The 23,887-nt window shown below is 74.5% G+C and carries 21 protein-coding genes; 10 read left to right on the forward strand and 11 right to left on the reverse strand.

Annotated features, from left to right (window positions below):
- Nucleotides 1-38: 38 nt before the first annotated feature.
- From cysD to AC230_RS01425, 6 genes are all read right to left on the reverse strand, one after another.
- Nucleotides 39-950: a sulfate adenylyltransferase subunit CysD gene (gene cysD, locus AC230_RS01405; RefSeq protein ID WP_049714079.1), complete on the reverse strand. Its 912-nt coding sequence runs from the start codon at nt 948-950 to the stop codon at nt 39-41.
- On the reverse strand, nt 947-1,522 hold the full coding sequence (gene cysC / locus AC230_RS01410) for an adenylyl-sulfate kinase (RefSeq protein WP_049714080.1): 576 nt from the start codon (nt 1,520-1,522) through the stop codon (nt 947-949). Before cysC ends, cysD begins: the two co-directional genes overlap by 4 nt.
- Entirely contained in the window at nt 1,519-2,202 is a 684-nt protein-coding gene (locus AC230_RS01415) for a phosphoadenylyl-sulfate reductase (RefSeq protein WP_049714081.1), read from the reverse strand. The genes cysC and AC230_RS01415 overlap by 4 nt, the downstream gene beginning before the upstream one ends.
- On the reverse strand, nt 2,189-2,365 hold the full coding sequence (locus AC230_RS32850) for a hypothetical protein (RefSeq protein ID WP_198535374.1): 177 nt from the start codon (nt 2,363-2,365) through the stop codon (nt 2,189-2,191). Before AC230_RS32850 ends, AC230_RS01415 begins: the two co-directional genes overlap by 14 nt.
- Nucleotides 2,362-4,065: a nitrite/sulfite reductase gene (locus tag AC230_RS01420; RefSeq protein WP_049714082.1), complete on the reverse strand. Its 1,704-nt coding sequence runs from the start codon at nt 4,063-4,065 to the stop codon at nt 2,362-2,364. The genes AC230_RS32850 and AC230_RS01420 overlap by 4 nt, the downstream gene beginning before the upstream one ends.
- A 392-nt stretch (nt 4,066-4,457) precedes the next feature.
- Entirely contained in the window at nt 4,458-5,009 is a 552-nt protein-coding gene (locus AC230_RS01425; RefSeq protein ID WP_049714922.1) for a GNAT family N-acetyltransferase, read from the reverse strand.
- 105 nt (nt 5,010-5,114) lie between these two features.
- Between AC230_RS01425 and AC230_RS01430 the strand changes: the two genes are divergently transcribed.
- From AC230_RS01430 to AC230_RS01445, 4 genes are all read left to right on the forward strand, one after another.
- Nucleotides 5,115-6,353, forward strand: a complete 1,239-nt coding sequence (locus tag AC230_RS01430; protein WP_078870860.1) for a YihY/virulence factor BrkB family protein — start codon at nt 5,115-5,117, stop codon at nt 6,351-6,353.
- 256 nt (nt 6,354-6,609) lie between these two features.
- Nucleotides 6,610-7,716: a ribosome small subunit-dependent GTPase A gene (gene rsgA, locus AC230_RS01435; protein WP_049714084.1), complete on the forward strand. Its 1,107-nt coding sequence runs from the start codon at nt 6,610-6,612 to the stop codon at nt 7,714-7,716.
- A 166-nt stretch (nt 7,717-7,882) separates the two neighbouring features.
- A complete protein-coding gene (locus AC230_RS01440) occupies nt 7,883-9,331 on the forward strand; it encodes an AlkA N-terminal domain-containing protein (protein WP_107082032.1) in 1,449 nt (482 codons plus the stop codon).
- Between the two features lies 1 nt (nt 9,332).
- Nucleotides 9,333-9,842 carry a methylated-DNA--[protein]-cysteine S-methyltransferase gene (locus tag AC230_RS01445; protein ID WP_049714085.1) on the forward strand — a complete coding sequence of 170 codons (510 nt, stop codon included), beginning with the start codon at nt 9,333-9,335 and terminating at the stop codon, nt 9,840-9,842.
- Nucleotides 9,843-9,881: 39 nt separating this feature from the next.
- On the opposite strand, the gene AC230_RS31690 is transcribed toward AC230_RS01445, so the two are convergent.
- Nucleotides 9,882-10,607, reverse strand: a complete 726-nt coding sequence (locus AC230_RS31690) for a winged helix-turn-helix transcriptional regulator (protein ID WP_157868474.1) — start codon at nt 10,605-10,607, stop codon at nt 9,882-9,884.
- A gap of 1,635 nt (nt 10,608-12,242) precedes the next feature.
- Here AC230_RS31690 and AC230_RS01455 point away from each other — a divergent pair.
- The gene (locus tag AC230_RS01455) at nt 12,243-13,379 is read left to right on the forward strand and encodes a protein phosphatase 2C domain-containing protein (protein ID WP_107082056.1); all 1,137 of its coding nucleotides are present in this window, start codon (nt 12,243-12,245) and stop codon (nt 13,377-13,379) included.
- Nucleotides 13,380-13,704: 325 nt separating this feature from the next.
- A complete protein-coding gene (locus AC230_RS01460; protein ID WP_049714086.1) occupies nt 13,705-14,160 on the forward strand; it encodes an ATP-binding protein in 456 nt (151 codons plus the stop codon).
- A 104-nt stretch (nt 14,161-14,264) separates the two neighbouring features.
- Here AC230_RS01460 and AC230_RS01465 read toward each other — a convergent pair whose 3' ends face one another.
- Entirely contained in the window at nt 14,265-15,344 is a 1,080-nt protein-coding gene (locus AC230_RS01465) for a DUF2637 domain-containing protein (RefSeq protein ID WP_049714087.1), read from the reverse strand.
- 462 nt (nt 15,345-15,806) lie between these two features.
- Between AC230_RS01465 and AC230_RS01470 the strand changes: the two genes are divergently transcribed.
- A complete protein-coding gene (locus AC230_RS01470) occupies nt 15,807-16,595 on the forward strand; it encodes a GntR family transcriptional regulator (protein WP_049714088.1) in 789 nt (262 codons plus the stop codon).
- A 123-nt stretch (nt 16,596-16,718) separates the two neighbouring features.
- Here the strand turns inward: AC230_RS01470 and AC230_RS01475 are convergent, their stop codons facing one another.
- A complete protein-coding gene (locus tag AC230_RS01475) occupies nt 16,719-17,555 on the reverse strand; it encodes a hypothetical protein (RefSeq protein ID WP_049714926.1) in 837 nt (278 codons plus the stop codon).
- Between the two features lie 310 nt (nt 17,556-17,865).
- Here AC230_RS01475 and AC230_RS01480 point away from each other — a divergent pair, with 310 nt between their 5' ends.
- Entirely contained in the window at nt 17,866-19,827 is a 1,962-nt protein-coding gene (locus tag AC230_RS01480) for an elongation factor G (protein WP_049714089.1), read from the forward strand.
- Between the two features lie 192 nt (nt 19,828-20,019).
- On the opposite strand, the gene AC230_RS01485 is transcribed toward AC230_RS01480, so the two are convergent.
- Together AC230_RS01485 and AC230_RS01490 are read right to left on the reverse strand one after the other, a co-directional pair.
- Entirely contained in the window at nt 20,020-20,907 is an 888-nt protein-coding gene (locus AC230_RS01485) for an FG-GAP repeat domain-containing protein (RefSeq protein WP_241833035.1), read from the reverse strand.
- A gap of 166 nt (nt 20,908-21,073) precedes the next feature.
- The gene (locus tag AC230_RS01490) at nt 21,074-21,688 is read right to left on the reverse strand and encodes a helix-turn-helix domain-containing protein (protein WP_049714090.1); all 615 of its coding nucleotides are present in this window, start codon (nt 21,686-21,688) and stop codon (nt 21,074-21,076) included.
- A gap of 446 nt (nt 21,689-22,134) precedes the next feature.
- Between AC230_RS01490 and AC230_RS01495 the strand changes: the two genes are divergently transcribed.
- Both AC230_RS01495 and AC230_RS01500 read left to right on the forward strand, forming a co-directional pair.
- Nucleotides 22,135-22,515 (forward strand): YybH family protein, encoded by a 381-nt coding sequence (locus AC230_RS01495; protein WP_049714091.1) that lies wholly within the window; start codon nt 22,135-22,137, stop codon nt 22,513-22,515.
- A 219-nt stretch (nt 22,516-22,734) separates the two neighbouring features.
- On the forward strand, nt 22,735-23,697 hold the full coding sequence (locus tag AC230_RS01500) for an IPT/TIG domain-containing protein (RefSeq protein ID WP_078870862.1): 963 nt from the start codon (nt 22,735-22,737) through the stop codon (nt 23,695-23,697).
- The last annotated feature ends 190 nt before the right edge of the window (nt 23,698-23,887 follow it).

The raw sequence follows: 23,887 nt of genomic DNA on the forward strand, positions 1-23,887 counted from the left end.
TCGCCGCGCGTCCCCCTGCGGACGGTCCCGCGGAGGGCTCAGAAGTAGCCCTCGCGCTTGCGGTCCTCCATGGCCGCCTCGGAGAGTCTGTCGTCGGCCCGGGTCGCGCCGCGCTCGGTGAGCCGCGAGGCGGCGATCTCGGCGATCACGGCCTCGGTCGTGGCCGCGTCCGACTCGACGGCGCCCGTGCACGACATGTCGCCCACGGTGCGGTAGCGCACCCGGCGCTTCTCCACCGGCTCGCCGTCCCTGGGCCCGCCCCAGGCGCCGGCGGTCAGCCACATGCCGTCGCGGCGGAAGACCTCGCGCTCGTGCGCGTAGTAGATCGGGGGGAGTTCGATGTCCTCGCGGGCGATGTACTGCCACACGTCCAGCTCGGTCCAGTTGGACAGCGGGAAGACGCGGACGTGCTCGCCGGGCGAGTGCCGGCCGTTGTAGAGCTGCCACAGCTCGGGGCGCTGGCGGCGCGGATCCCAGCCGCCGAACTCGTCCCGCAGCGAGAAGACCCGCTCCTTGGCGCGGGCCTTCTCCTCGTCGCGGCGCCCGCCGCCGAAGACGGCGTCGAAGCGGTGGGTGGTGATGGCGTCGAGCAGCGGGACGGTCTGCAGCGGGTTGCGGGTGCCGTCGGGGCGCTCGCGCAGCCGCCCGTCGTCGATGAACTCCTGGACGGAGGCGATGTGCAGGCGCAGCCCGTGGCGGGCGGCCGTGCGGTCGCGGTAGGCCAGCACCTCGGGGAAGTTGTGGCCGGTGTCGACGTGCAGCAGGGCGAACGGCAGGGGGGCCGGGGCGAACGCCTTGAGCGCCGCGTGGAGCATCACCACGGAGTCCTTGCCGCCGGAGAAGAGCAGCACCGGGCGCTCGAACTCGCCCGCCACCTCCCGGAAGACGTGCACCGCCTCCGACTCCAGGGCGTCCAGGTGGGAGAGGGCGTAGGGGGTGTCCGCGCTCACAACAGCCCCTTCCCCGCGAGCAGGGCGTACACGGCGTCCGCCGACTCCGTCACCGTCCGGCCGTGCGCGGCCAGCCGCAGGTCCGGCGCGTCCGGGACCTCGTACGGGTCGTCGACGCCGGTCAGCCCGGATATCTCGCCCCTCGCCCGCCGCGCGTACAGGCCCTTCACGTCGCGCTCCGCGCACACCTCCAGCGGGGTCGCCACGTGCACCTCGACGTAGGGCGTGCCGTGCTCCAGGTGCCGCTTGCGCACGGCCTCCCGGGAGTCGGCGTACGGCGCGATGACGGGGACGAGGACGGTGACGCCGTGCGCGGCGAGCAACCGGGCGACGTAGCCGATCCGTTGGACGTTGGTGTCCCGGTCGGCGCGGGAGAAGCCGAGCTCCGCCGAGAGGAACGCACGGATCTCGTCGCCGTCCAGCACCTCCGTCCGGCGGCCCTCGTCGCGCAGCCGGCCGGCCAGCGCGCGGGCGATCGTGCTCTTGCCCGCGCTCGGCAGGCCGGTGAGCCATACCGTCGAACCCGTCGTACCCGTCATCCGCTTCCCCCAGGGGTCGTTCGGGTCGGTCATCCGTGCAGTCCACATTCGGTCTTGGCCAGGCCGGCCCAGCGGCCGGCCCGGGCGTCCTCGCCGTCGCGCACCCGCCGGGTGCACGGCGCGCAGCCGATCGACGCGTAGCCGTCGGTCAGCAACGGGTTGACGAGGACGCCGTGTTCGGCGATGTAGGCCGCCACGTCGTCCTGGGTCCAGCGGGCGATCGGCGCGATCTTGACCTTGCCGCGGCGGGCGTCCCAGCCGACGACGGGCGTGTGCGCCCTCGTCGGGGACTCGTCGCGGCGCAGCCCGGTCGCCCAGGCGTCGTAGCCGGCCAGTCCGGCCTCCAGCGGCCGCACCTTGCGCAGGGCGCAGCACAGGTCCGGGTCGCGGTCGTGCAGCCTCGGCCCGTATGCGGCGTCCTGCTCGGCCACCGTCTGCGCCGGGGTGAGGGTCAGGACGCGGACGTCCATCACCGCCTCGACCGCGTCGCGGGTGCCGAGGGTCTCGGGGAAGTGGTAGCCGGTGTCCAGGAAGACGACGTCCACGCCGGGGCTGACGCGGGAGGCGAGGTGGGCGACGACGGCGTCCTCCATGGAGGAGGTGACGCAGAAGCGCTCGCCGAAGGTGTCGGCGGCCCAGCGCAGGATCTCCAGGGCGGGGGCGTCCTCCAGCTCCCGGCCCGCGCGGAGGGCCAGTTGCTCAAGCGTGCTCATGCTGACCTCCGGGACCGGTGCGGCGGGCGAGCAGCCCGAGGAACCTCAGCTGGAACGCGCGGTTGCAGGCGGCGCACTCCCAGGCGCCGTGGCCCGACTCGTGCGGGCGCAGGTCCTCGTCGCCGCAGTAGGGGCAGTGGAAGGGGACGGCGCGGGCGCTCACGACAGGTCCTCCTCCGAGGCCCGCGCGGTCCACGCCGCGAACCGCTCGCCGTCCGCGCGCTGTTCGAGGTAGCGGCGAAGCACCCGTTCGACGTAGTCCGGCAGTCCCTCGGAAGTGACCTTCAGGCCGCGGACCTTGCGGCCGAAGCCCGGCCGGAGGCCGAGCGCGCCGCCGAGGTGCACCTGGAAGCCCTCGACCTGGTTGCCGTCGTCGTCTAGGACGAGCTGGCCCTTGAGACCGATGTCCGCGACCTGGATGCGGGCGCAGGCGTTGGGGCAGCCGTTGAGGTTGATGGTGATCGGTTCGTCGAACTCCGGGAGCCGGCGCTCCAGTTCGTCGACGAGGGAGGCGCCGCGCGCCTTGGTCTCCACGATCGCGATCTTGCAGTATTCGATGCCGGTGCAGGCCATCGTGCCGCGCCGGAAGGGGGACGGCGCGACCCGCAGGTCCAGCGCCTCCAGCCCGGCGGTCAGCGAGGCGACCTGGTCCTCGTCGACGTCGAGCACGATCATCTTCTGCTCGGCGGTGGTGCGCAGGCGTCCGGAGCCGTGGGCCTCGGCCAGCTCGGCGATCTTGGTGAGGGTGCTGCCGTCCACCCGGCCGACGCGCGGGGCGAAGCCGACGTAGTAGCGGCCGTCGCGCTGGCGGTGGACGCCGACGTGGTCGCGCCAGCGCTCGACCGGCGCCTCGGGGGCGGGGCCGTCGAGGAGCCGGCGGCCGAGGTACTCCTTCTCCAGCACCTCGCGGAACCGTTCCGCTCCCCAGTCGGCGACGAGGAACTTCAGCCGGGCGCGGGTGCGCAGCCGCCGGTAGCCGTAGTCGCGGAAGACCCCGACGACCGCGCCGAAGACGTCGGGCACCTCGTCGAGCGGCACCCAGGCGCCCAGCCGCACGCCGATCCTCGGGTTGGTGGAGAGCCCGCCGCCGACCCAGACGTCGAAGCCGGGGCCGTGCTCGGGGTGGCGGACGCCGACGAAGGCCACGTCGTTGATCTCGTGGGCCACGTCCAGCGAAGGGGAGCCGGAGACGGCCGACTTGAACTTGCGCGGCAGGTTGGAGAAGTCCGGGTTGCCCACGAAGCGGCGCTGGATCTCCTCGATGGCCGGGGTGCCGTCGACGATCTCGTCCTCGGCGATGCCGGCGACGGGCGAGCCGAGGATCACCCGGGGCGTGTCGCCGCAGGCCTCGGTGGTGGACAGGCCGACCGCCTCCAGCCGCCGCCAGATCTCCGGGACGTCCTCGATGCGGATCCAGTGGTACTGGATGTTCTGCCGGTCGGTGAGGTCGGCGGTGCCGCGGGCGAACTCCTGGGAGATCTCGCCGATGACCCGCAACTGCCGTGTGGTCAGCCGCCCGCCGTCGATCCGCACCCGCAGCATGAAGAAGGAGTCGTCCAGTTCGGCGTCCGACAGGACCGCCGTCTTCCCGCCGTCGATGCCGGGCCTGCGCTGGGTGTACAGCCCCCACCAGCGCATCCTGCCGCGCAGGTCGGCGGGGTCGATCGAGTCGAAACCCGTCCTGGAGTAGATCGTCTCAATGCGTGTCCGTACATTGAGACCGTCGTCGTCCTTCTTGAACTGCTCGTTGGCGTTGAGGGGGGTGAAGTGGCCCACGGCCCACTGGCCTTCGCCTCGGTGGCGGCCGGTCTTCCGGCGGGCCGCCGCGTTCGCGGAGGCGGGGGACTTCGGGGTGGCAGGCATGGCGATCCGTCCTTCGGGAGGTGCTGCTGCTGTCCTGCTGCGGCGGTGCCGGGCTGCCGGCGGCGAGCGAGGGCACGCCTGTCACCTGCGTCGACGCGTCAAAGGGTGCGGGGCGGCGCGCACTTGGGACCGGGGGGAGCGAACAGGAAGGCGTCCGTCCACGACGGTGGGGACGGGCGGAGGAGCGGTGGTGCTGTGACGGTCAGCCCGCCGGACAGGCGGCGCTGGACACGAGGCCGAGGTCGATGTGACGCCGGCTCACCAAGGCAATCCCAGCTCGTGACATGAGGGAAGGGTGGCACGCAGGTCTCGGGCCAGTCCACCGTTTGCCGTAATGTGAGACACCCCGTCCCGGGATGTGGGACGGGGTGGTGCGGGGGCGCGCAGACGCGTCAGGCGGTGGTCTCCTCGTGCGCGCCCGGCCACGGGCCCGGGGCCGCCACGGCCGGCTCCTCGGCGGTCTCGGTCGCGAACACCCGGAAGCCGCGCCGCTCGTAGTTGGCCAGCGCGTGCGGACCGTCCTTGGTGCAGGTGTGCAGCCACACCCGCTGCGTCGGCTCGCGGTCCGGCCACCGCCCGGCCAGGTCCCAGGCCCGCTCCGTCCCGAACGCCAGCAGGTGTCCGCCGATGCCCCGGCCCTGGAAGGCCGGCAGCAGTCCGAAGTAGACGATCTCCACCGCGCCCTCCGGCTGCGCCTCCAGCTCGACGTAGCCCGCCGGCGTCCCCCGGTCGTAGGCGACCCACGTCTCCACCCCCGGCCGCTCCAGGTACGCGCGCCACCGCTCGTACGACCACGGCAGCCGGTCCGTCCACGCCCAGTCCCCGCCGACGGCCGTGTAGAGATACCGGCTGAACTCGGGCGAAGGCACCTCCGCCCGGACGAACCGGACCTCCGGCCCCGGAGCGGGAGCGGACGGCGGGAGCAGGTCGGCCGGTGAGGTCATCTGCAGGGACCACGTGGTCACGGAGATCGTCGCGTCGTTCACCCGCCCACCCCATCACACCCCCGCACGGGATCCGGCCGGACCCCTTCCGGGGCCGCCCGCCGGATGAACGCACCGGTCGGAGGCGGATACCGTAAGGGCGTGCAGGCAGCGACAAATGAACCACCGGGGCCACGGACGGGCCGGCTCCACCGAGCCCGGGCCCTGTACCGGAACGTTTCGAAACGCAGGATGGCCTGGCTGCTCCTGAAGGACACGGTCAACTCCTGCATGGAGTACCGCGTCACGGGACTGGCCGCGGAGGCCGCCTTCTTCACCCTGCTCTCGCTGCCGCCCCTGCTCCTCGCCCTCATGAGCCTCCTCGGCTACCTGGACGACTGGACGCACTCCCACACCATCGACAGCCTCAAGAACAACATCATCAAGGCGTCGGCGGCCGTCCTCTCGGACCGGGGCGTCAACGAGATCACCAAACCGCTGCTGCGCGACGTCGACCAGGGCGGCCGCCGCCCCGAGATCGTCTCCATCGGCTTCGCCATCGCCCTGTGGTCCGGCTCCCGGGCCGTGAACGTCTTCATCGAGACCATCACGATCATGTACGGGCTGGAGGGCCGGCGCGGCATCGTCCGCACCCGCCTCCTCGCCTTCCTGCTCTACATCGTCGCCCTGCTCATCGGGGCGGTGGTGCTGCCGCTCACGGTCGCCGGCCCGGAGGCGATGGTGAGCATCCTGCCCTGGAGCGAGGCGCTGGTCAGGGTCCTGTACTGGCCCGTGGTCCTGGTGCTGTCCATCGCCTTCCTCACCACGCTCTACCACGTGTCCGTCCCCGTCCGCTCGCCCTGGCAGGAGGACATCCCCGGGGCGTTCGTGGCACTGACGATGTGGGTGCTGGGCAGCTTCCTGCTGCGCATCTACCTCACCCACACCGTCGAGGGCCCCACCATCTACGGCTCGCTCGCCGCGCCCGTCGCCGTGCTGCTGTGGATCGGCGTCTCGGCCTTCGCGGTCCTCGTCGGGGCCGCGGTCAACGCGGCCATGGACCGCGTGTGGCCGTCCGTCGCCACCGCCGCCGCCCGCGCCGACGCCGACCGGCAGCGCGCGGCGGCCGCGGCCCAGGCGGCGGCGGAACGGGCCGCGCTGGCGATGGTCCACGAATACGAGGACGACCCCGCCGACCCCGCCGACCCCGCCGAGGCCGGGGAGGACGACGGCGTGGCCGGCCAGGACCGGGTGCCGCCCTCGGAGTTCCCCGAGCGCTGGGCGCAGTTCCTGCCGCCGGAGGACGTACGGACGCGGCTCCAGCACGTGAAGGGGGAGAGGGGCGGGAGGCACCGCAAGGAGTAGCGGGCGGGAGGAATGGTCGCGGCGGGCGCGGGGCGGAGGACCCCTGCGGCGCACGGGGGTGGCGGGCGCGGGGCGGAGGGTGGAAAACCCTTCGCCCCGCGCCCTTTCGCGTGCCTAGAGTCGTCCCGACACCAGCTCCTCCATGGAGCTCTTCCGGACACAGGAGGTGAGCCTGCGATGACGGCCGTCACGGCGGGCCGGGCCCGCACTCAGGCATTCCCGTACCTCACCTCTCTCCTTCCGGAGGAACACCACCGTGTCCACCGCTGCTCACCCCCTCGCCGCCTACGGCTGGGACGAGGGCTTCGCTGACAGCCACGCACCCTTCGCCGCCCGGGGCCTCGTCCCCGGCCGGATCGTCCGCGTCGACCGCGGCCACTGCGACGTCGTCGTCGCCTCCGCCGACGGCACCGGCGTCCGCACCGTACGGGCCGACGCCGCACCCGTCGCCACCGGGAACCCGCTGCGCATCATGTGCACCGGGGACTGGGCGGCCGTCGACCTGACGGCCGGCCACGTCCGGGCACTGCTCCCGCGCCGGACGGCCTTCGTGCGCTCCACCTCCTCCAAGCGGTCCGACGGCCAGATCCTGGCCGCCAATGTGGACCGGGCGGTCATCGCGTTCGCGCTCACCGCCGATCCGGACCTCGGGCGCGTCGAACGGTTCCTCGCGCTGGCCTGGGAGTCCGGGGCCGAACCCCTCGTCGTCCTCACCAAGGCGGACCTCGTGCCCGACCCGGGCACGCTCGGCCACCTCCTCGCCGACACGCGGGCGGTGGCGCCGGGGGCGCGGGTGCTGGCCGTCAGCTCGGCCACGGGCGAGGGGATCGGCGAGCTCGCCGGGCTGCTCGCCGGGGGGACGGCCGTGCTGCTCGGCCAGTCCGGCGCCGGCAAGTCGACGCTCGCCAACGCCCTCGTCGGAGCGGACGTGCAGGAGGTCCGGGCCGTCCGCGACCGCGACGGCAAGGGACGGCACACGACCACCACGCGCAACCTGCTGCCGCTGCCGCAGCCGGGCGGCGGCGTCCTCATCGACACACCGGGGCTGCGGGGGGTGGGGCTCTGGGACGCGTCCTCCGGCGTCTCCCGGACGTTCTCCGACGTCGAGTCCCTCGCGGCGTCCTGCCGCTTCCACGACTGCGCCCACGACGGCGAGCCCGGCTGCGCCGTGACCGCGGCCGTCGCCTCCGGCGAGCTCGGCCACCGCCGCCTGGAGAGCTACCGCAAGCTCCTCCGGGAGAACGAGCGGATCGCCGCCCGCACGGACGCCCGGCTGCGTGCCGAGCTGCGGCGGGAGTGGAAACGGCGGCAGGCGGAGGGCGAGGAGGCGGGGGCGCGCAAGCGGGGGCGCTCGCGCCGCTAGGCGATCCCGGACAGGGGGGGCCAGGGGCGAAGCCCCGCGCGGTCGCGCGGTTTCGGGGGGAGGGGCGGAGCCCCTGGGAAACGGGGAAAGGGCGGGGTGGGGGCGGGCAGAAGGCCGCGTCCGATTCCCGCCAGTCGGGGCCCGCCCCCTGCCCCACACTGGAAGCGTGAACCCCACCCTCGACGACGACCTCCGCTACGAAGCCGTCAGCAGCAGAGACGCCCGCTTCGACGGCACCTTCTTCTTCGCCGTCGCGACGACCGGTATCTACTGCCGCCCCAGCTGCCCGGCCGTCACCCCCAAGCGGCACAACGTCCGCTTCTACCCGTCGGCCGCCGCCGCGCAGGGCGCCGGCTTCCGGGCGTGCCGGCGCTGCCGGCCCGACGCGGTGCCGGGGTCCGCGGAGTGGAACCTGAGGGCCGACCTCGTCGGCAGGGCGATGCGCCTGATAGGCGACGGCGTCGTGGACCGCGAAGGCGTCCAGGGCCTGGCGCACCGCCTCGGCTACAGCACCCGCCATCTGCACCGGCAGCTCACCGAGGAGCTGGGCGCCGGCCCGGCGGCCCTCGCCCGCGCCCAGCGCGCGCACACCGCGCGCATCCTGCTGCAGACCACGGACCTGCCGGTCACGGAGACCGCGTTCGCGGCCGGCTTCGCGAGCGTGCGGCAGTTCAACGACACGATGCGCGAGATCTACGCACAGACCCCGAGCGCCCTGCGGGCGAGAGGCACGCCCCGCCAGGAGGGCCCGCCCGGCGGCGTCCCCCTGCGGCTGGCGCACCGCGGCCCGTACGCCGCCCGCGAGGTCTTCTCCTTCCTCGCCCGCCGGGCGATCCCCGGGATCGAGGAGGTGACGGGCGCCCCCGGCGCCCGCACGTACCGCCGCACCCTGCGCCTCCCCTACGGCACTGGCATCGCCGAGGTCCAGGAGCCGCACCGGACGGCGCGGGGCTGGCTCGCGTGCCGCCTGCACCTGACCGACCTGCGCGACCTGGCCGCCGCCGTCCAGCGCGTCCGGCGCCTGTTCGACCTGGACGCCGACCCGGACGCCGTCGCCGAACGCCTCGGCGCCGACCCGGCGTTGCGCCCGCTGGTCGCCGCCCGCCCCGGCCTGCGCTCGCCCGGCGCGGCGGACGCGGACGAGCTCGCCGTACGGGCGGTGCTCGGCCAGCAGGTCACCGTCGCGGCCGCCACCCGCCTCGGCGCCCGGCTCGTCGCCGCGTACGGCACCCCGCTCGCGGTCCCGGACGGCGCGCTCACCCACCTCTTCCCGGAGCCGGCCGCCCTGGCCGACGCGGAGTTCCCCGGCGTGCCCGAGGCCCGCCGGCGCACTCTGCGGACCGTCGCCGCCGCCCTCGCGGACGGCACCGTCCGCCTCGATCCCGGCGCCGACCGCGACGACACCGGGCGGCGGCTGCTCGCCCTGCGCGGCGTCGGCCCCTGGACCGCCGGCTATGTGCGGATGCGCGCGCTCGGCGACCCCGACGTCTTCCTGCCGGACGACGCCGGGGCGCGCCGCGCGCTCACCGCCCTGGGCACCGGCCCGGGAGCCGACGACGCCTGGCGGCCCTGGCGCTCGTACGCCCTGCACCACCTCTGGAACAAGGACTCCTGACATGCCTGCCACCGACCTGCTGTTCACCGAGACCGACAGCCCCCTCGGCGTCCTCCTGCTCGCCGGCCGCCCCTCACCCACCGCACCCGGCGGGACGGCGATCGTCTCCCTGTCCGTCCCCGGCCAGAAGGGCGGCGCGACGGCCGGCCCGGGATGGCGGCGGGCGCCGGAGGCGTTCGCGGAGGCGAACCGGCAGCTCGCCGCGTACTTCGCCGGTGAACTGCGGGAGTTCTCCCTGGAGTACGCCGCGGAGGGCACGGAGTTCCGCCGCCGTGTCTGGGACGCGCTCGACGCCGTCCCGTACGGCGCCACCACGAGCTACGGCGAACTGGCCCGGCGGCTCGGTGCCTCCCGCGCCGCCGTCCGCGCGGTCGGCGGCGCCGTCGGGGCCAATCCGCTGCTGGTGCTGCGCCCCTGCCACCGGGTGATCGGGGCGGACGGTTCGCTCACGGGGTACGCGGGCGGGCTGGAGCGCAAGCGGTACCTGCTGGACCTGGAGCTGGGGCGGTAGCCGGCGGTTGCGCGGCAGCCGTCGCCCGCCGCGGGGCGTTCAGCGGCGGGCCGCCGTCCACCCCCGCTCGGCCGCCGTCCACCCCAGCTGGAGCCGGGTGGAGACCCCCGCCAGCTCCATCAGCCGCTTCACCCGGCGCTGCACCGTCCGCAGCCCCAGGCCGAGTTGCTTGGCGACGCTCGCGTCGGTGAGTCCGGACAGCAGCAGCGACAGCACCGCCAGGTCCGTCGCGTCGGGCCCGGCGGCGGGCGGCAGCGCGGAGACCGCGCACCCCCCGCCCGGCCACAGGGGGCGGGCCTCGCGCCACATCGTCTCGAACAACACCACGAGGGAATCGAGCAGTTCGCCGCGGCCCGTCGCGAGCGCGACCGGCTCGGCGTCGGGTGCGGCGAGGACGAGGAGGCCGTCCCGGCGGTCGGCGAGGAAGAGCTCGGCCGGAACCCGCTCGGCGATCCGCACGAGGTGCGTCCCGGCGCGGCCGGCGGGCGCCGGACGCGTCCGGCGGTCAACAACGGTCCGGTGGCGTACCCCGGGGGTGGCGCCGGTGTCAACCCAGGGACGGTTTCGCACCAGCGCGCACACTTCTTCGACCGCCCCTACCCGGAGCAGGGTCAGCCGGTGCGCCACGGCCCGTGCGCCGGTGACGACCTCCACCGCCGCGGGGGTGGCCGACGGCCCCTCCCCGGGCCACTCGGGCCCGCGCTGTCCTGCGCGTCTTTCCCGTTCCGCGTTTCCGACGACCGCCGGGCCTATGGCACCGGGCATATGACACCCCTCCCCACAATGGTGTTGCGCATGCCGCCATCATCCCGCGCGGGGGGCCTCGTGCACTCTTCCCGTATGCCCCGCAGTGTGGACAATAAGGGCATGAGTCAGCTGGGGGATCAGGGACAAGAGGACGCCTGGTGGGCGGAGTTGTACGGGCTGCCCGTCGAGGGCTCCGACTCCGCCGCCGGTGAGGACAGCCTCGACGACCGGTTCGCTTCGGCAGCGGCCGTGGTGGGCGGGGACCCGCCGCCTCCCGCCCCCTCGCCGCCCACGGGGCTGCCCGCGCGCGCCAGTTGGTCGGTCTCCCTGGGCGGCGCGCTCCCCGATCCCTCCCGTCTCCCCCCGCTCCCCGACCTGGCCGGCCCGCTCGAACCACCCCCGCCGCCGCCCGGCCCCTCGTCCCGGCCCGCCGCCGGCAGCCAGCCCCCCTGGGAACTGGGAACACCCCCCGCGGGCCCGCGCCGCCCGCCCCACCTGCCTCCTTCCGACCCGTCCGGATTCCCGCCCGGCGCCGCTGAGGTCTCGGAGGACCCGAAGGTCTCGGAGGGCGCGGAGGTCGCGGAGGTCGCGGAGGGCTCCGAGATCTCGGAGGGCCCGGGGGCCGGGGAGGTTGGGGAGGACTGGGAGGTCCGGGAGGTCAGGGAGGTCTCCGATGTTCCCGACGTTCCCGGGGCCGGTGAAATCCCGGGTGCCCCGGTCATCCCCGGGCGGACGAGCGTTCCCCCCTCTCCTCACGCTCCCCATGTCCCCGACGCCTCCGACCCGTTCGACACCCCCGGAGCCCCCGGAGCCCCCGGAGCCCCCGGAGCCCCCGGAGCCCCCACCGCACCGCGAGCCGGCCGGCGCACGGGCGCCCCGCGCTCCGGTCCCACGCCCGAAGAAGCCGGCGCACCACCGAAGCCCCTTGGCGCACGGGGAGTTGCGGGCGCCTCGCGGCCGTCGGAGTCACCGGCCCCCTCGGCGTCGTCCCGGCGCGCGCGAGACCCCCGCCGGGGCCCGGGGGCGCCGGGAGACCCGTCTCACCCAGGAACGTGGGACACGGCCCGTGCACCGGAGACGTCCGCCGCCGGGCCGCAGTCGCCGCAGTCGCCGCGGCGCCCCGCAGACCCCCGCCGGGAACCGGGGGCGCCGGAAGGGTCCGGGATCCCCGGGGTGTGGGACGGCCCCCGGGCGCCGGAGCCGTCCACCGGCCGGGAAGGGGCCCGGCGCACGGGGCAACCCCCTTCGGGGCGGGGCGAACCGGGAACCGGCCGGTCATCCGGACCGCCGCGGGCCACCCGGGCGCCCGAGACACCGGACGCGCCCCGGTCCTCCCGGCGCGCGGGCCGGCCTCCTCGCGCGCCGGAGGGGGCCCGGAGTCCCGGGGCCTGGGAGGGGGTTCGGGCGGAGGAGACGTCCGCCGGGCCGGGGGTGCCCGGTCCGCGCGGGGACGGAGACGGGGGCGGCTCGGGGAGGGCTTCCCGGAGGGGCGGGGGCGCCGGGCGGGCGCCTGCCGGACCGGGGTCCTTCCGGGACGAGGACGGGGCCCCGGAGGTGGACGGCGTCCCGACGGTCCTGGACGCGTCCGGGGCCCTTGAGGTCTTCGGAACGCCCGGGATCCCGGGGGATCCCGGGGCACCCGCGCTACCCGGGGTGCCCGGGAGCACGGGGGCGGTCGACGCCTCCGGGACGGCGGACGTCTCCGCCGCGGCGGTCGAGGCGTCCGAGTCGGCCGCGTCGCTGGAGGCGGCGGTGGTCACCCACGTGCCCCGGCCCCGGCGCCGCGACGGCGACCGCTTCCCGGCCGTCGACAGGGCGGCCGACCGGGCCCCCGAGTTCGTCGGCCAGGGCCCGCCCACCTACGAGGCGGAGCCGACCGCCTGGCCGGAGGCCGACCCGGGCGCGCTGGACGACCTCGTCCCGGACACCGTCCTGGACGGGGCGCGGTACGGGGCGATGACGCTGCGGGCCGTGTCCCTGCGCGGGGACTCCGCCCGCTACCGCGGCGAGCCCCGGCGGGACGCGCTGCTCACCGCCCGGTTCGGCGCGGGGGACGACGCGGTGGTGCTGGTCGCCGTGGCCAGCGGGGCGCGCGCCGCGGAGGGCGCGCACCGCGCGGCGCGCGACATCTGCTCCTGGCTGGGCGGCGCGGTCGGCCGCAGCCACGCCCGGCTGGGGGAGGACATCCGGGCCGGGCGGCGCGGCGAACTGCGCACGGGGCTGCACCGGCTGACCGACCGCTCCTACGGCCGGCTGCGGGCCCGCGCCGCCGAACTCGGGCTGCGGCCCGCCGAGTACACCGCGGCCCTGCGCTGTCTGCTGCTGCCGGCCGACGCCCGCTGCCGCACCCGGGTCTTCTTCGGCGTGGGCGGCGGCGGCCTCTTCCGGCTGCGCGAGGGCGCCTGGCAGGACCTCGACCCCGAGCCCCGCGCGGACGGCGCCCCCGGCGGCCTGCCGGCGGCCGGCACGGCCGCCCTGTGCGAGGACCGGATCACCGTGGACCTCGGCATCCCGACGCCCGGCACCACCCCGGCCATCGACCCCGAAGAGGTGCCGAGCGAACCGTTCCGCTTCCGCGCCTCGGTGGCCCGGCCCGGCGACGCCCTGCTGCTGTGCAGCGCCGGCCTGGCCGAACCGCTGCGCGGCGAGCCCGCGTTGGCGGACGCGCTGGCCGAGCGGTGGGGCACGCGGACGCAGCCGCCGGGCCTGGCCGAATTCCTGGCGGACGGACAGCTGCGCGTCAAGGGGTACGCCGACGACCGCACGGCCTGTGCGATCTGGGAGTCCTAGTACGGGGCGGCGCGCGGCGCGACCGGGCCGGGAAGCCCTTCCCGGCCTTCCCGGCCTTCCCGGCGGTCCTTTCCGCCCGCTCCGGCGCGGCAATTCACCACCGGCGCACAACGGCCCGCATTTCCGCCGGGACAGGCAACGTTGACGCGTCAACAGGAGTCGTCCCCGTGGGCGCGGGGCATGCATTTGCCGTGAGCCTGTTCGATGCCGGGGCGCCGGGGAGGGGTCGGGGCGGACGGAAATGAAAAGGCGGACTGCACGCTGGGTGGGCGCGGGGAACCGCGAAGGTCGGGAAGGGTCCGCGGACGGCACGGCTTCGGAAGAGGTGGGGAATGGGAGGCGGGAGCCGTGCTGGGAAAGACGGCTCCGGCGCGGTGACCTGGCCGCCGTCGCGGAGACGCGGGCCGGACTGCGCCGGTTCCTGGAGCACTGGGGGGCGCCCGGGCGGGCCGAGACCGCCGAGCTCCTGGCGAGCGAGCTGGTCACCAACGCCCTGCTGCACACGGACGGCGGCGCGGTGGTGACCGCCGTCCTGACGGGCGGCCCGGCGGCCCCGGCCAAGGGGCGGCTGCGGGTGGAGGTGCGGGACCTCCTCTCCCGGCGCCCGGTGCTGCGCGCGTCCCCGGAGCCGGGCGCCGGCGGCGCGGCCGCCGACGCGTCCGGGACGGCGACCTCCGGCCGCGGCCTGCTGCTCGTCGACTCCCTCGCGGACTGCTGGGGGGTACGGGCCCACGGGGTGGGAAAGGCCGTGTGGTTCGAGCTGGACGCCGAGGACCGCTGACGGCGCGCGTCACACGGAGGAGCGCCCGCGGCCGGGGCGCACGCCGACCGCTCCGCTCCGCACCACGGCGGCCGGGAGCACCGCGGCGGCCCGGAGGGAGCGGTTCAGCCGATCTGTTTGGCGATGCGCGCCAGCCTCTCCTCCAGCGAGTCGAGCCGCTGGATGGGCTGGGTGTCGTCCTCGGCGGTCAGGTCGATGGGCTCGCCGGGCCGGCCGGGCTGGGCGGGCTGGGCGGACCGCTTCACGGCCTGATAGGGACGATGATGCAGGGGGAGTTGCTCCGGCTCGGTTATGGAAGGTTCCGACCCGGCCTGCGACCCGATCTGGGCCGGCTGCGGCGCGGACGCCACCGCGGTCACCTCCACCTGCCGTCCGCCCCGCGGCCGCCCCCAGAGGACGCGGTGCTGGCGGTTGTACGCCTTGAGCCGGGCGCGCTCCAGCTTGCCCGCCTCCCGGCGGCGCAGCCGGTGCTGCTGCCGCTGCCGCTTGTCCTCGCGGACCTCGTCGACCGCCTCGTCCAGCGTGCGCACGCCCTCCAGGAGCATCAGCGACCAGGCGCCGAACGTCTCGCGCGGGGCCCGCAGCCACCGGACTATGCGGATCTGCGGCAACGGACGGGGCACCAGGCCCTGTTCGCGCAGCGCGGCCCGGCGGGTCTGCTTGAGCGCGCGGTCGAAGAGGACCGCCGCCGACAGCGACATGCCGGCGAAGAACTGCGGGGCGCCCGCGTGGTCCATCCCGCGGGGCGCGTGCACCCAGTTGAACCAGGCCGCCGCGCCCGCGAAGGTCCACACCAGCATCCGGGAGCCGAGGGCCGCGTCGCCGTGGCTGGCCTCGCGCACGGCGAGCACCGAGCAGAACATGGCAGCGCCGTCCAGCCCGAAGGGGACCAGGTACTCCCAGCCGCCCCACAGGCCCAGGTTCTGCCGTCCGAAGCCGACCAGGCCGTGGAAGGAGAGCGCGGCGGCGACCGCCGCGCAGCAGAAGAGGAGCACGTAGGAGGCGCTGCCGTAGAGGGCCTCCTTGCGCCGTTTGCGTTCCTCCGTGCGTTCCCAGGAATCGGTGGCCGCCAGGTCGTCCGGGCCGTTCTTGCCCCGGCCGTACACCGTCACCGCCACCACGGCTCCGGCGAGCGCCACGGCACTGGGCAAAACCCAATTCAGCGGTATGTCGGTCACTCTCATCTTCTTGCGTCCCTTGCATCGCGGTACGGCCTTTCGCGCGCCATCCTCGCGGAATCGGCCGGGGAGCCAAGGGGTTTCGCGGCAACTCCCCGCCAATGGACGGCAAGGGCATACGGATAGGTGTGTATCCGGTCGAACGCCATTCAGCGGCAAGGGAATTGTGTTCTCATCAATCCACTCGTCCGGGTGGATTCGAGGCGATCGCCTTGCGGTCATCCGTTGGGGGCGCTCCTCGTCCCGGCGTGGGGAGGGGGCGGGTGCGCGCCCGGTCCGGCGCGGCTCCCGGCCTCCCGGGCCGTCCTCCCGCCGTGATCCAGCCCTCACCGGTGAGGGGGCGGCGGACATTCACGACCACCGCGGAGCAAAGAGGAGCAGGGAAGGCTTACCTTACCCATACTGGCCAGGGGTTTGAACTGCCGGATATGCCGCCTATGGTTCGAAGGAACACTCAGGAGGACCCCCATGGAGCAGGGCAGAGCCCACGCGGCCGTGCCGCGTCAGCGGACGGACGGAACCGGCGGCGCCGCCGTCCGCGCCGCACCGCTCGCCGGGAGCGCCACGGCCGCCGCCCGCGGCGAGCACGTCCACGGCTGCGCCGAGGTCCCGGACGCGGCGCGCGCCCGGCGGGCGCCCACCCGCTACTCGGTCCGCGGGCAGGTGCTCGACGCCCTGCGCAAGGCGCTGCTGGACGGTGAGCTGATACCCGGCAAGGTCTACTCCGGGCCGGTGCTGGCCGAGCGGTTCGGCGTCTCGGCCACGCCCGTGCGCGAGGCGATGCAGCAGCTCGTGCTGGAGGGGGCGGTGGAGGCCGTGCCCAACCGGGGCTTCCGGGTCACCAGCCGTTCCGCCCGCGACCTCGCCGAACTGGCCGAGGTGCGGGCCCTGCTGGAGGTGCCCGTCGTCCTCCGGCTGGCCCGGACGGTGCCCGCGGCCCGCTGGCGGGACCTCCTGCCCTCCGCCGAGGCCGCCGCCGAGGTGGCCCGGCGAGGCGACCGCGCCGCCTACGCCGAGGCCGACCGGGCCTTCCACCGGGCCCTGTTGGGCCTCGGCGGCAACCGGCGGCTCGTCGCGGTCGCCGACGAGCTGCACCGGCGGGCGCAGTGGCCGGCGCCGGGCGGTCCGTCCTCGCCGACGGCCGCCCTCGTGGCCGACGCGGCCGAGCACGTCGCCCTGCTGGAGGCGCTGGCGGCGCGCGACCTCCGGGGCGCGGAGGCGATCCTCCGCACCCACTTCGCGGCCCCGGTCCGCTGACGGCTCTTCCGCCCCGGCACCGCCCTTTCCCCGTTGCCCCGGGGCGGCGCCCCTGCGCCCGGCGGGTTCCGCCCCGCCACCCGTGCGGTGCCGCACGCCCTCGCCACCGGCGCGCAGCCGGGGTCACGCGCCGGACGTGTCGGGCGGGCTCGCCGCCGCGGGGGACGAGGACGTGCGCGCCGGGGTCAGGCGGTCGGCGAGCCAGGCGGGGACTCCGCCGAGGAGGCGGACGAGGCGGGCGGCCTCGGCGCGCAGGCGGGTGGCCTCGTCGGGGTCGGGGAGGACGGCGGCCAGGGAGGCCAGCGCGGGGGCGATGCCGACGAGGTAGCCGAGTTCCTCGCGGATGCGGAGGGACTCGGCGTAGCCGTGGCGCGCGTCGGCGAGCCGGCCCTGGTGCTCGGCCATCGCGGCCATGTGCCGCCAGGTGAAGGAGAGCAGCAGGCCGTGGCCGTGGGCGGCGGCGCCCGCGTGGGCGCGCTGGAACGCGGCCGTGGCGTCCGACGGGTTGTCGGAGAGGTGCTGGGCGATCAGGCCGCGCCGGAAGTCCAGCAGGGGGCGTCCGGGTGAACGGGGAGCGAGCAGCGCCGCCGCGCGCCCCAGGGCGGACCGCGCTTCGTCCGCCCGGTCGCGTACCCCCAAAAGGGTGGCCGCGTAGGCGAGATGACCCCGTTCGCAGGCCGCGGCGCCGCGCTCCTCGTCGTCCGTGGCCAGCGCCTCCGCCGTGCGCAGCGCGTCCTCGGCGGCCCCCCAGCCCTCGCCCGTGAACACGCACCGCTCCACCAGGACGGCCGTCCGCCAGCGCGCCGCGCCCGGATCGTCCGCCGCCCGTGGGGCGATGAGCGCCGCCGCGTCCTCCCAGCAGGCGCGTGAGCGCAGGCGCCACACCGCGCGCTCCAGCGGCCCGTCCTGGGGACCGGGGCCCTTCGGCCCCCATGGCTCCGTCAACCCCGATGTCCGCATGGCGGTGTCCGCCACAGTGCCCTCCCCAAGCGCGCCGTCGAGCAGGAAGCAGGAAGCCTGCACCGATCAGAGCACGAAGACCCCGGCCCGGCCAAGGGGCCGGTGTGAAGCAATTCACAAGAGGAGGCGGGGAGTTCGTTCGAACGAGGCGTTCGCACGCCGCTCGAAAACGGCTCGCGCCACCCCGCCCGCCCCTGGCAGCATGACCGCGCACCAGTCGTCCACGGAGGAGAGAACCCGCAGATGCGCCAGGCCCTCGAAAACCCCCAGCGTCCCTGCCTGACGAACGTTTTCGAGGACCCCTCCGCCCATGCGCATCCTGAACATCGGAATTCTGGCCCATGTCGACGCCGGTAAGACCAGCCTCACCGAGCGACTGCTCTTCGACACCGGCGTCATCGGCCGGCTCGGTAGCGTCGACGCCGGCACCACCCGGACCGACAGCGGTGCCGTCGAACGCCGCCGCGGCATCACCGTCCGCTCCTCCGTCGCCTCCTTCACCACACGCGATCTGCACGTCAACCTCATCGACACGCCCGGACACGGCGACTTCACCGCCGAGGTGGAGCGTGCCCTCGGGGTGCTCGACGCCGCCGTGCTCGTGCTGTCCGCCGTCGAGGGCGTCCAGGCGCGGACGCGGGTGCTGATGAAGACCCTGCGCCGGCTCGGCCTGCCCACGCTGATCTTCGTCAACAAGACCGACCGTGCCGGGGCCCGTGAGGACGGGACGCTCGCCGCCGTCCGCGCCGGGCTCACCCCGCGCGTCGTCCCCATGGCCACCGTCCGCGCCCTCGGCACCCGCGACGCGCGCACCGTTCCGCACTCCTTCGACGACCCGGCCTTCCGCGAGCGCGTGGCCGAGGCCCTCGCCGAGGACGACGACGGCGTGCTCGCCGACCTCGTCGACGGCCGCGTCCCCGACGCGGACCGGCTGCGCGCCGGCCTCGCCGACCACACGGCGCGCGGTCTGCTGCACCCCGTGTACTTCGGCTCCGCCCTCTCCGGGCAGGGCGTCGCCCACCTCCTCGACGGCCTCGCGCGCTGGCTACCGCCCGCGCGGGGCGAGTCGGCCGGGGAGCCGTCCGGTACGGTCTTCGCCGTCGAGCGCGCCCCTTCCGGCGAGAAGACCGCGTATCTGCGGCTCTTCTCCGGCACGCTCGACCGGCGGACCCGCGTCACCCTTCACCGGCGCGAGCCCGACGGCACCGTCACCGAGCACGGCGGCCGCGTCACCGGCCTCGACGTCGTGGGCGGCGGCGGCCACCGGCTGACCCCGGGCGGCATCGCCGCGATCCGCGGTCTGCCGGCGGTGCGCGTCGGCGACCGGCTGGGCGCCCGAGGCGACCGCCACGAGGCGGTGTTCGCCCCGCCGAGCCTGGAGTCGGTCGTCCGCCCCCTGCGTCCGGACGACGCCTCCCGCCTGTACGCCGCGCTCGGCGCCCTGGCCGACCAGGACCCGCTGATTGCCACCCGCCCCCTGCCGGACGGTGCGGGCACCTCCGTCCTCCTCTACGGCGAGGTCCAGAAGGAGGTCCTCGCCGCCACGCTCGCCGAGGAGTTCGGCGTCGAGGCCGTCTTCGAGGAGAGCCGCCCGGTCTTCCGCGAGCGCCCCGCCGGGACGGGAGCCGCGTACGAGGGCATCGACCGCCGTACGGCCCCCGCCTTCTGGGCCACGATCGGGCTGCGCGTCGAACCCGGCACACCCGGATCCGGCATGGTCTTCCGCCGCGAGACCGAACTCGGCGCCCTGCCCCACGGCTTCGACCGCGCCATCGAGGAGACCGCCCGCCGCACCCTCCAGCAGGGCCTCTACGGCTGGCCCGTGACCGACGTCGTCGTCATCCTCACCCACTCCGGCTATGCCAGCCCGGTCAGCACCGGCACCGACTTCCGCTGCCTCACCCCCCTGGTGCTGATGCGCGCCCTCGCGGAGGCGGGCACGCGGGTGTACGAGCCCTGCCACGCCTATGAACTGGAGCTGCCCACCGACTCGTTGAGCGCCGCGACGGGGCTGCTCGCGGAGCAGGGTGCGACGATCGGCGACACGGTCCCAGTCGGCGCCGGCGCCGGCTGGCTGATCCGGGGGGTGATCCCCGCCCGCCGCATCGCCGCCGTGGAACGGCGCCTGCCGGGGGTGGCCCGGGGCGAGTCGGTGTGGTGGTCGTCGCCGGCCGCGGACCGTCCGCTGCCCGGGACCCCGGAGACCCGGGAGCGGACGGACGGCAACCCTCTCAACAGGGCGGAGTACCTGAGGAGTCTGGGCCGCGGATGAGCCGTGTCCGTCCCGGGGGCTCCTTCCCCTCCGAAGAGCCCCCGGGACGGCCGGAAGTCCCGGGACGGCCGTGGGCCTCGGGACCGTCGTGAGCCCGGGGACGGCCTTGGGCCCCGGGGCCGCCGTGAGCCCGGGACGGCCATGGGTCACAAGACCCGCCATGGCGCCATGGGCCGCCGGATCGGAACCGGGTCAGAAGACGAGCCGGTACTGGTTCCAGCCCGAGTTGCCTATCTTCTCCTTGGCCTTGAAGGGCGCGGCCGCCTTGCCGGTGCCCTTGTAGACCCACAGGGCGCCCGACTTGTCACGGGCCACCAGGTCGGCGCGGTCGTCCCAGTTGGTGTCACCGGCGCCGTGGATCAGGTTGAACTGCCCCCAGCCGGCGCCTATCTTCGTGCGGGCCGCGAAGGGCTTCTGCCAGTCGCCCGTGCCCTTGTAGAGCCAGAGCACACCGCTCTTGTCGCGGGCGACGATGTCCGCCTTGCCGTCACCGGTCAGATCGCCCTTGCCGGTGATCTGGTCGTACTGACCCCAGCCGCCGCCGATCTTCTTCGCTCCGGTGAACGAGCCGTCCGGGCGGGCCAGATGGAGCCAGAGCACGCCCTGCTTGTCGCGGGTCAGCAGGTCGGGCTGCTTGCCGCCGCCGAGGTTGCCGGGGGAGAAGAAGACGTCGTACTTCCCGAAGCCGGAGGCGACCTTGCGCTCGGTCGTCTTCTCCAGGGGCGTCTCGAAGATCACCGAACCGTCGCCGGTGAGGAAGTACGTTCCGTTGGGGAGGCCGTCCAGGTCGGTGTCGACCTGGGTCGCGGCCCGGGTGTTCCGCTCGTCCTCCAGGCCGCCGATGCGCTTGTCCAGCTTGCCGTTGATCTCCCACGAGTAGAAGTAGGTCTTGCCCGCCCGGTCGATCGTCTCCAGCGGGAAGTAGGGCGCGGAGGCCGTGAACGTCCCCTTCGCCGGGGCCTTCGGCAGGATCGCGGACTTCCCCGGCGCCTCGTCGGCGGCGGCGGTGCCCGCCATGGCGCCGGTCAGGGCCGCGGCGGCCACGGCCGCGGCGACGATGCGGCTGCTGATTCGCGTCACGTCGTTCTCCGGATCAATGAGTGAACTGGCACACGGACTTGACTGCCCCTGACGGAGGGTCACGCCCGTTAAGGTGTTCACATCCTTTCACAAATTCGATGAGTGTCAACCGCGTTCACAGTTGCCTCGCCTCCCCGGACCCTGCGCACCTGGGGGTGAGACGGCGTCACCCGATGCCGAGGTCCGGCCGGCGCTGGCCCGCGCGGAAACCGCCAGGGGTGTGGCCGGTCTCGCGGACGAGGAACTTCCCGAAGTTGGTGGGCTCGGAGAATCCGAGGGACCGGCCGATCGCGGCGACGGGCAACTCGGTGTGCACGAGCAGGCGTTGCGCCTCCAAGGCGACGCGGGCGTCGATGAGTTGCTTGGCCGTGCGGCCGGTGGCGGCCCGGCACGCCCGGGTCAGGGTGCGCGGTGAGTAGCCGGTCCGGGCGGCGTACTTCTGCACGGAGCGAGTGGCGGCGAACGAGCGCTCCAGCTCGTACCGGAAGGCACGGAAGACCTCGCCGCCCATTCCCTCCGAGGCCGCGCGATCCGGATGCGGCAGCCGGGCCAGGCGCAGCAGCACCGCGCCCAGGAGCTGGCGCAGCAGTTGAACGGTGAGGTCGGAGCCCTCGTCATGGTTCTGCGCCCTGTGGTACTCGGCCGAGATCTCGGACAAGGCCCGGTCGAGCGGCTCGTAGTCACCCGGGGACAGCGTCCAGCCGGCCGGGCCGAAGCCGTCGAGGAGGGACGTGGTCAGGGGCAGGCGTGGTGGGAAGGCGGCGGTGAAGAGCACCAGCACGGCGTCCAGTTCGGCCGGGCGGCCCGTCGGGTCGGCCGGGAACCGCTGTGCCTGTCCCGGCCGTATGTGCAGCAGTCTGCGCGGCGCACAGGCTGAGGGACGAAATCGACCATCGCGGTTCCCTCACCGCCCCGTACGAGCAGCAGCTGATGGAAGTCCGGCCGACTCGCGGTGCCGGCGACCGACCTCCTCAGACGGCGACGCAGGGCGTCGAACGTCAGGACCTCGATTCCGAGCTGAGGGCGGTCGGGATTGTGATAGGCGATGTCGACGACATCGTGTTGTCCAACTTCAACCATGGTGGGGCCGGACTCTACCTCGCCGCGACAGCCCCCCGGCGTGGATCGTGGAGTCATCGCCGCGCCGCCGCCGGCCCGAAGCCCGCCCGTGGCGCCGCTCGTACGTCACCGCCCTGACGGGCACCCCCAGGAAGGACGACCCTCACCATGAAGTCTGCGATCACCGATCCCGCACAGCTGCCCGGCGCGTTCCAGGACGCCCTCAACGACGGTGACGTCGAAGGCGTCCTGGCCTTGCTCGCCCCCGGGGCCACCATGCGCACGGTGGCCGGTGAGATCGTCGCCGGCCGTCAGGCGCTGCGCCAGGAGATCAGCGGGACGGTCGCCGCCCGTGGACGGCTCACCAACATCCCCCGGCACGCTCTGGTCGGCGCCGGCACCGCGCTGCTCGTCACCGACTGGACCCTCGAAGTAACCGCTCCCGACGGAGAACGTGTCGCTCCGACCGGTACCACCGCCAACGTCGCCTGCCGAGACGCCGACGGCTACTGGCGGTTCGCCGTGCTCAATCCACTCGGTACGGCCTGAAGGCGAGGGTGCGACGGCTTCCGTCTGGACCGGTCCGCCCCGCCCGGCGCTGTTCGGGGCGCCTCGATTCGCCAACAGGCCGAGTGCCGTGGGGACTTACTCCCCTGGGCCGACTCCTCGATTTCTCCGTCCGGACTATCGACTGTGCAGAGACGCCATGGAATTGTGTTGAGGCTGTGAGGCTCGTGGCTGCCCGGACTGCCGAGTTGTGGGGAGGGCATGGTGCGCATGCACGGCGAGCGTGTCCTGGTGCGTGTGCCTGCGTGGTGGCGACTGTTCACCGTGGGCGTGGTGCTCATCGCGTTCACGACGGGCACTGCACCAGCGGATGCGGCATCGCGTCGGACACCGGATCTGCCTGCGACGATCGGCCCTTCCACGCCAGGGCAAGCACTCGTACCGCCCGGCCTCCAGCCATCCCGCAAGGGCAACCGGACATCGGTCGATAACGGTCCGGGGCCCACGACGGACTCGGCGGTCTATGCCTATGACGCCGCCGGGCGGTTGGTGGGGGTGACGGATCCGAAGGGGGAAACGGCCCGGTACCGGTACGACGCCGCAGGTAACAGGCTGGGCATCGATCGGTATGGCTCCGGCACCCTGTCGGTGCTGTCCGTGGTGCCGACGCGTGCCCGGGTGGGGGCCAAGGTAACGGTCTCCGGTACAGGATTCGCCTCGGTCACGGCGGACAACAGGGTTTCCTTCGCGGGCAAGGACGCCGAGGTCGTCTCGGCTTCGGCGACCCGGTTGGTGGTCACTGTGCCGAGCGACGTCCCGACGGGGAAGGTTTCGGTGGCGGCGGGCGGGGCCACGGCCGAGTCCCAGGAATCGTTTGCGTCCACCCCGGACGCTCCGCGCATCACCAAAGTGGAACCGGCGTCCGGGCCGCCCGGCACCGAGGTCACGATCACCGGGTCGAACTTCTTCCCGGAATCAGCCGACAATGTGGTGCGTTTCAACGGAGTTGCCGCTCGCGTACTGCGCGCTGCCGAAGGGGCGCTCACTGTTCTCGTGCCCGGTGCCGCCCAGTCGGGGCGTGTGGAGATCGAGACACCGAGCGGGGCGGTCACGTCGTCCGGGGACTTCACGGTCCCGCTGTCCGGATACGAGGCGTTCGGTCACCACGCAGATCTCACGCTTCGGCCAGGGCGGCCGCTGGTCCATCGAGGGACGGGCAGGTGAGAGTCTCGGCATCGGCGTGGAGGCAGGCGGGGCGGACGGGTACCTCCGTGGCGACCTTTACAGACCGGACGGTTCCCAAGGTGAACATCTCATAGTGCCCGGGCGGAGCAGCGCCTCATTGAGCATCCCCGCACTGCCGCAGAGCGGGACCTACGTCCTGGTGCTGGATCCCGACAACGGCGGCACGCCG

Source organism: Streptomyces caatingaensis (assembly GCF_001187435.1).
In the GTDB taxonomy this organism is placed as follows: domain Bacteria; phylum Actinomycetota; class Actinomycetes; order Streptomycetales; family Streptomycetaceae; genus Streptomyces; species Streptomyces caatingaensis.

Coding starts and splice junctions, on each gene's coding strand:
- cysC (WP_049714080.1), bottom strand. CDS start 1,522: ATGACCGACCCGAACGACCCCTGGGGGAAGCGGATGACGGGTACGACG.
- AC230_RS01415 (WP_049714081.1), bottom strand. CDS start 2,202: ATGAGCACGCTTGAGCAACTGGCCCTCCGCGCGGGCCGGGAGCTGGAG.
- AC230_RS01420 (WP_049714082.1), bottom strand. CDS start 4,065: ATGCCTGCCACCCCGAAGTCCCCCGCCTCCGCGAACGCGGCGGCCCGC.
- AC230_RS01425 (WP_049714922.1), bottom strand. CDS start 5,009: ATGACCTCACCGGCCGACCTGCTCCCGCCGTCCGCTCCCGCTCCGGGG.
- AC230_RS01430 (WP_078870860.1), top strand. CDS start 5,115: ATGAACGCACCGGTCGGAGGCGGATACCGTAAGGGCGTGCAGGCAGCG.
- AC230_RS01445 (WP_049714085.1), top strand. CDS start 9,333: ATGCCTGCCACCGACCTGCTGTTCACCGAGACCGACAGCCCCCTCGGC.
- AC230_RS31690 (WP_157868474.1), bottom strand. CDS start 10,607: ATGCCCGGTGCCATAGGCCCGGCGGTCGTCGGAAACGCGGAACGGGAA.
- AC230_RS01465 (WP_049714087.1), bottom strand. CDS start 15,344: ATGAGAGTGACCGACATACCGCTGAATTGGGTTTTGCCCAGTGCCGTG.
- AC230_RS01470 (WP_049714088.1), top strand. CDS start 15,807: ATGGAGCAGGGCAGAGCCCACGCGGCCGTGCCGCGTCAGCGGACGGAC.
- AC230_RS01475 (WP_049714926.1), bottom strand. CDS start 17,555: ATGCGGACATCGGGGTTGACGGAGCCATGGGGGCCGAAGGGCCCCGGT.
- AC230_RS01480 (WP_049714089.1), top strand. CDS start 17,866: ATGCGCATCCTGAACATCGGAATTCTGGCCCATGTCGACGCCGGTAAG.
- AC230_RS01495 (WP_049714091.1), top strand. CDS start 22,135: ATGAAGTCTGCGATCACCGATCCCGCACAGCTGCCCGGCGCGTTCCAG.
- AC230_RS01500 (WP_078870862.1), top strand. CDS start 22,735: ATGGTGCGCATGCACGGCGAGCGTGTCCTGGTGCGTGTGCCTGCGTGG.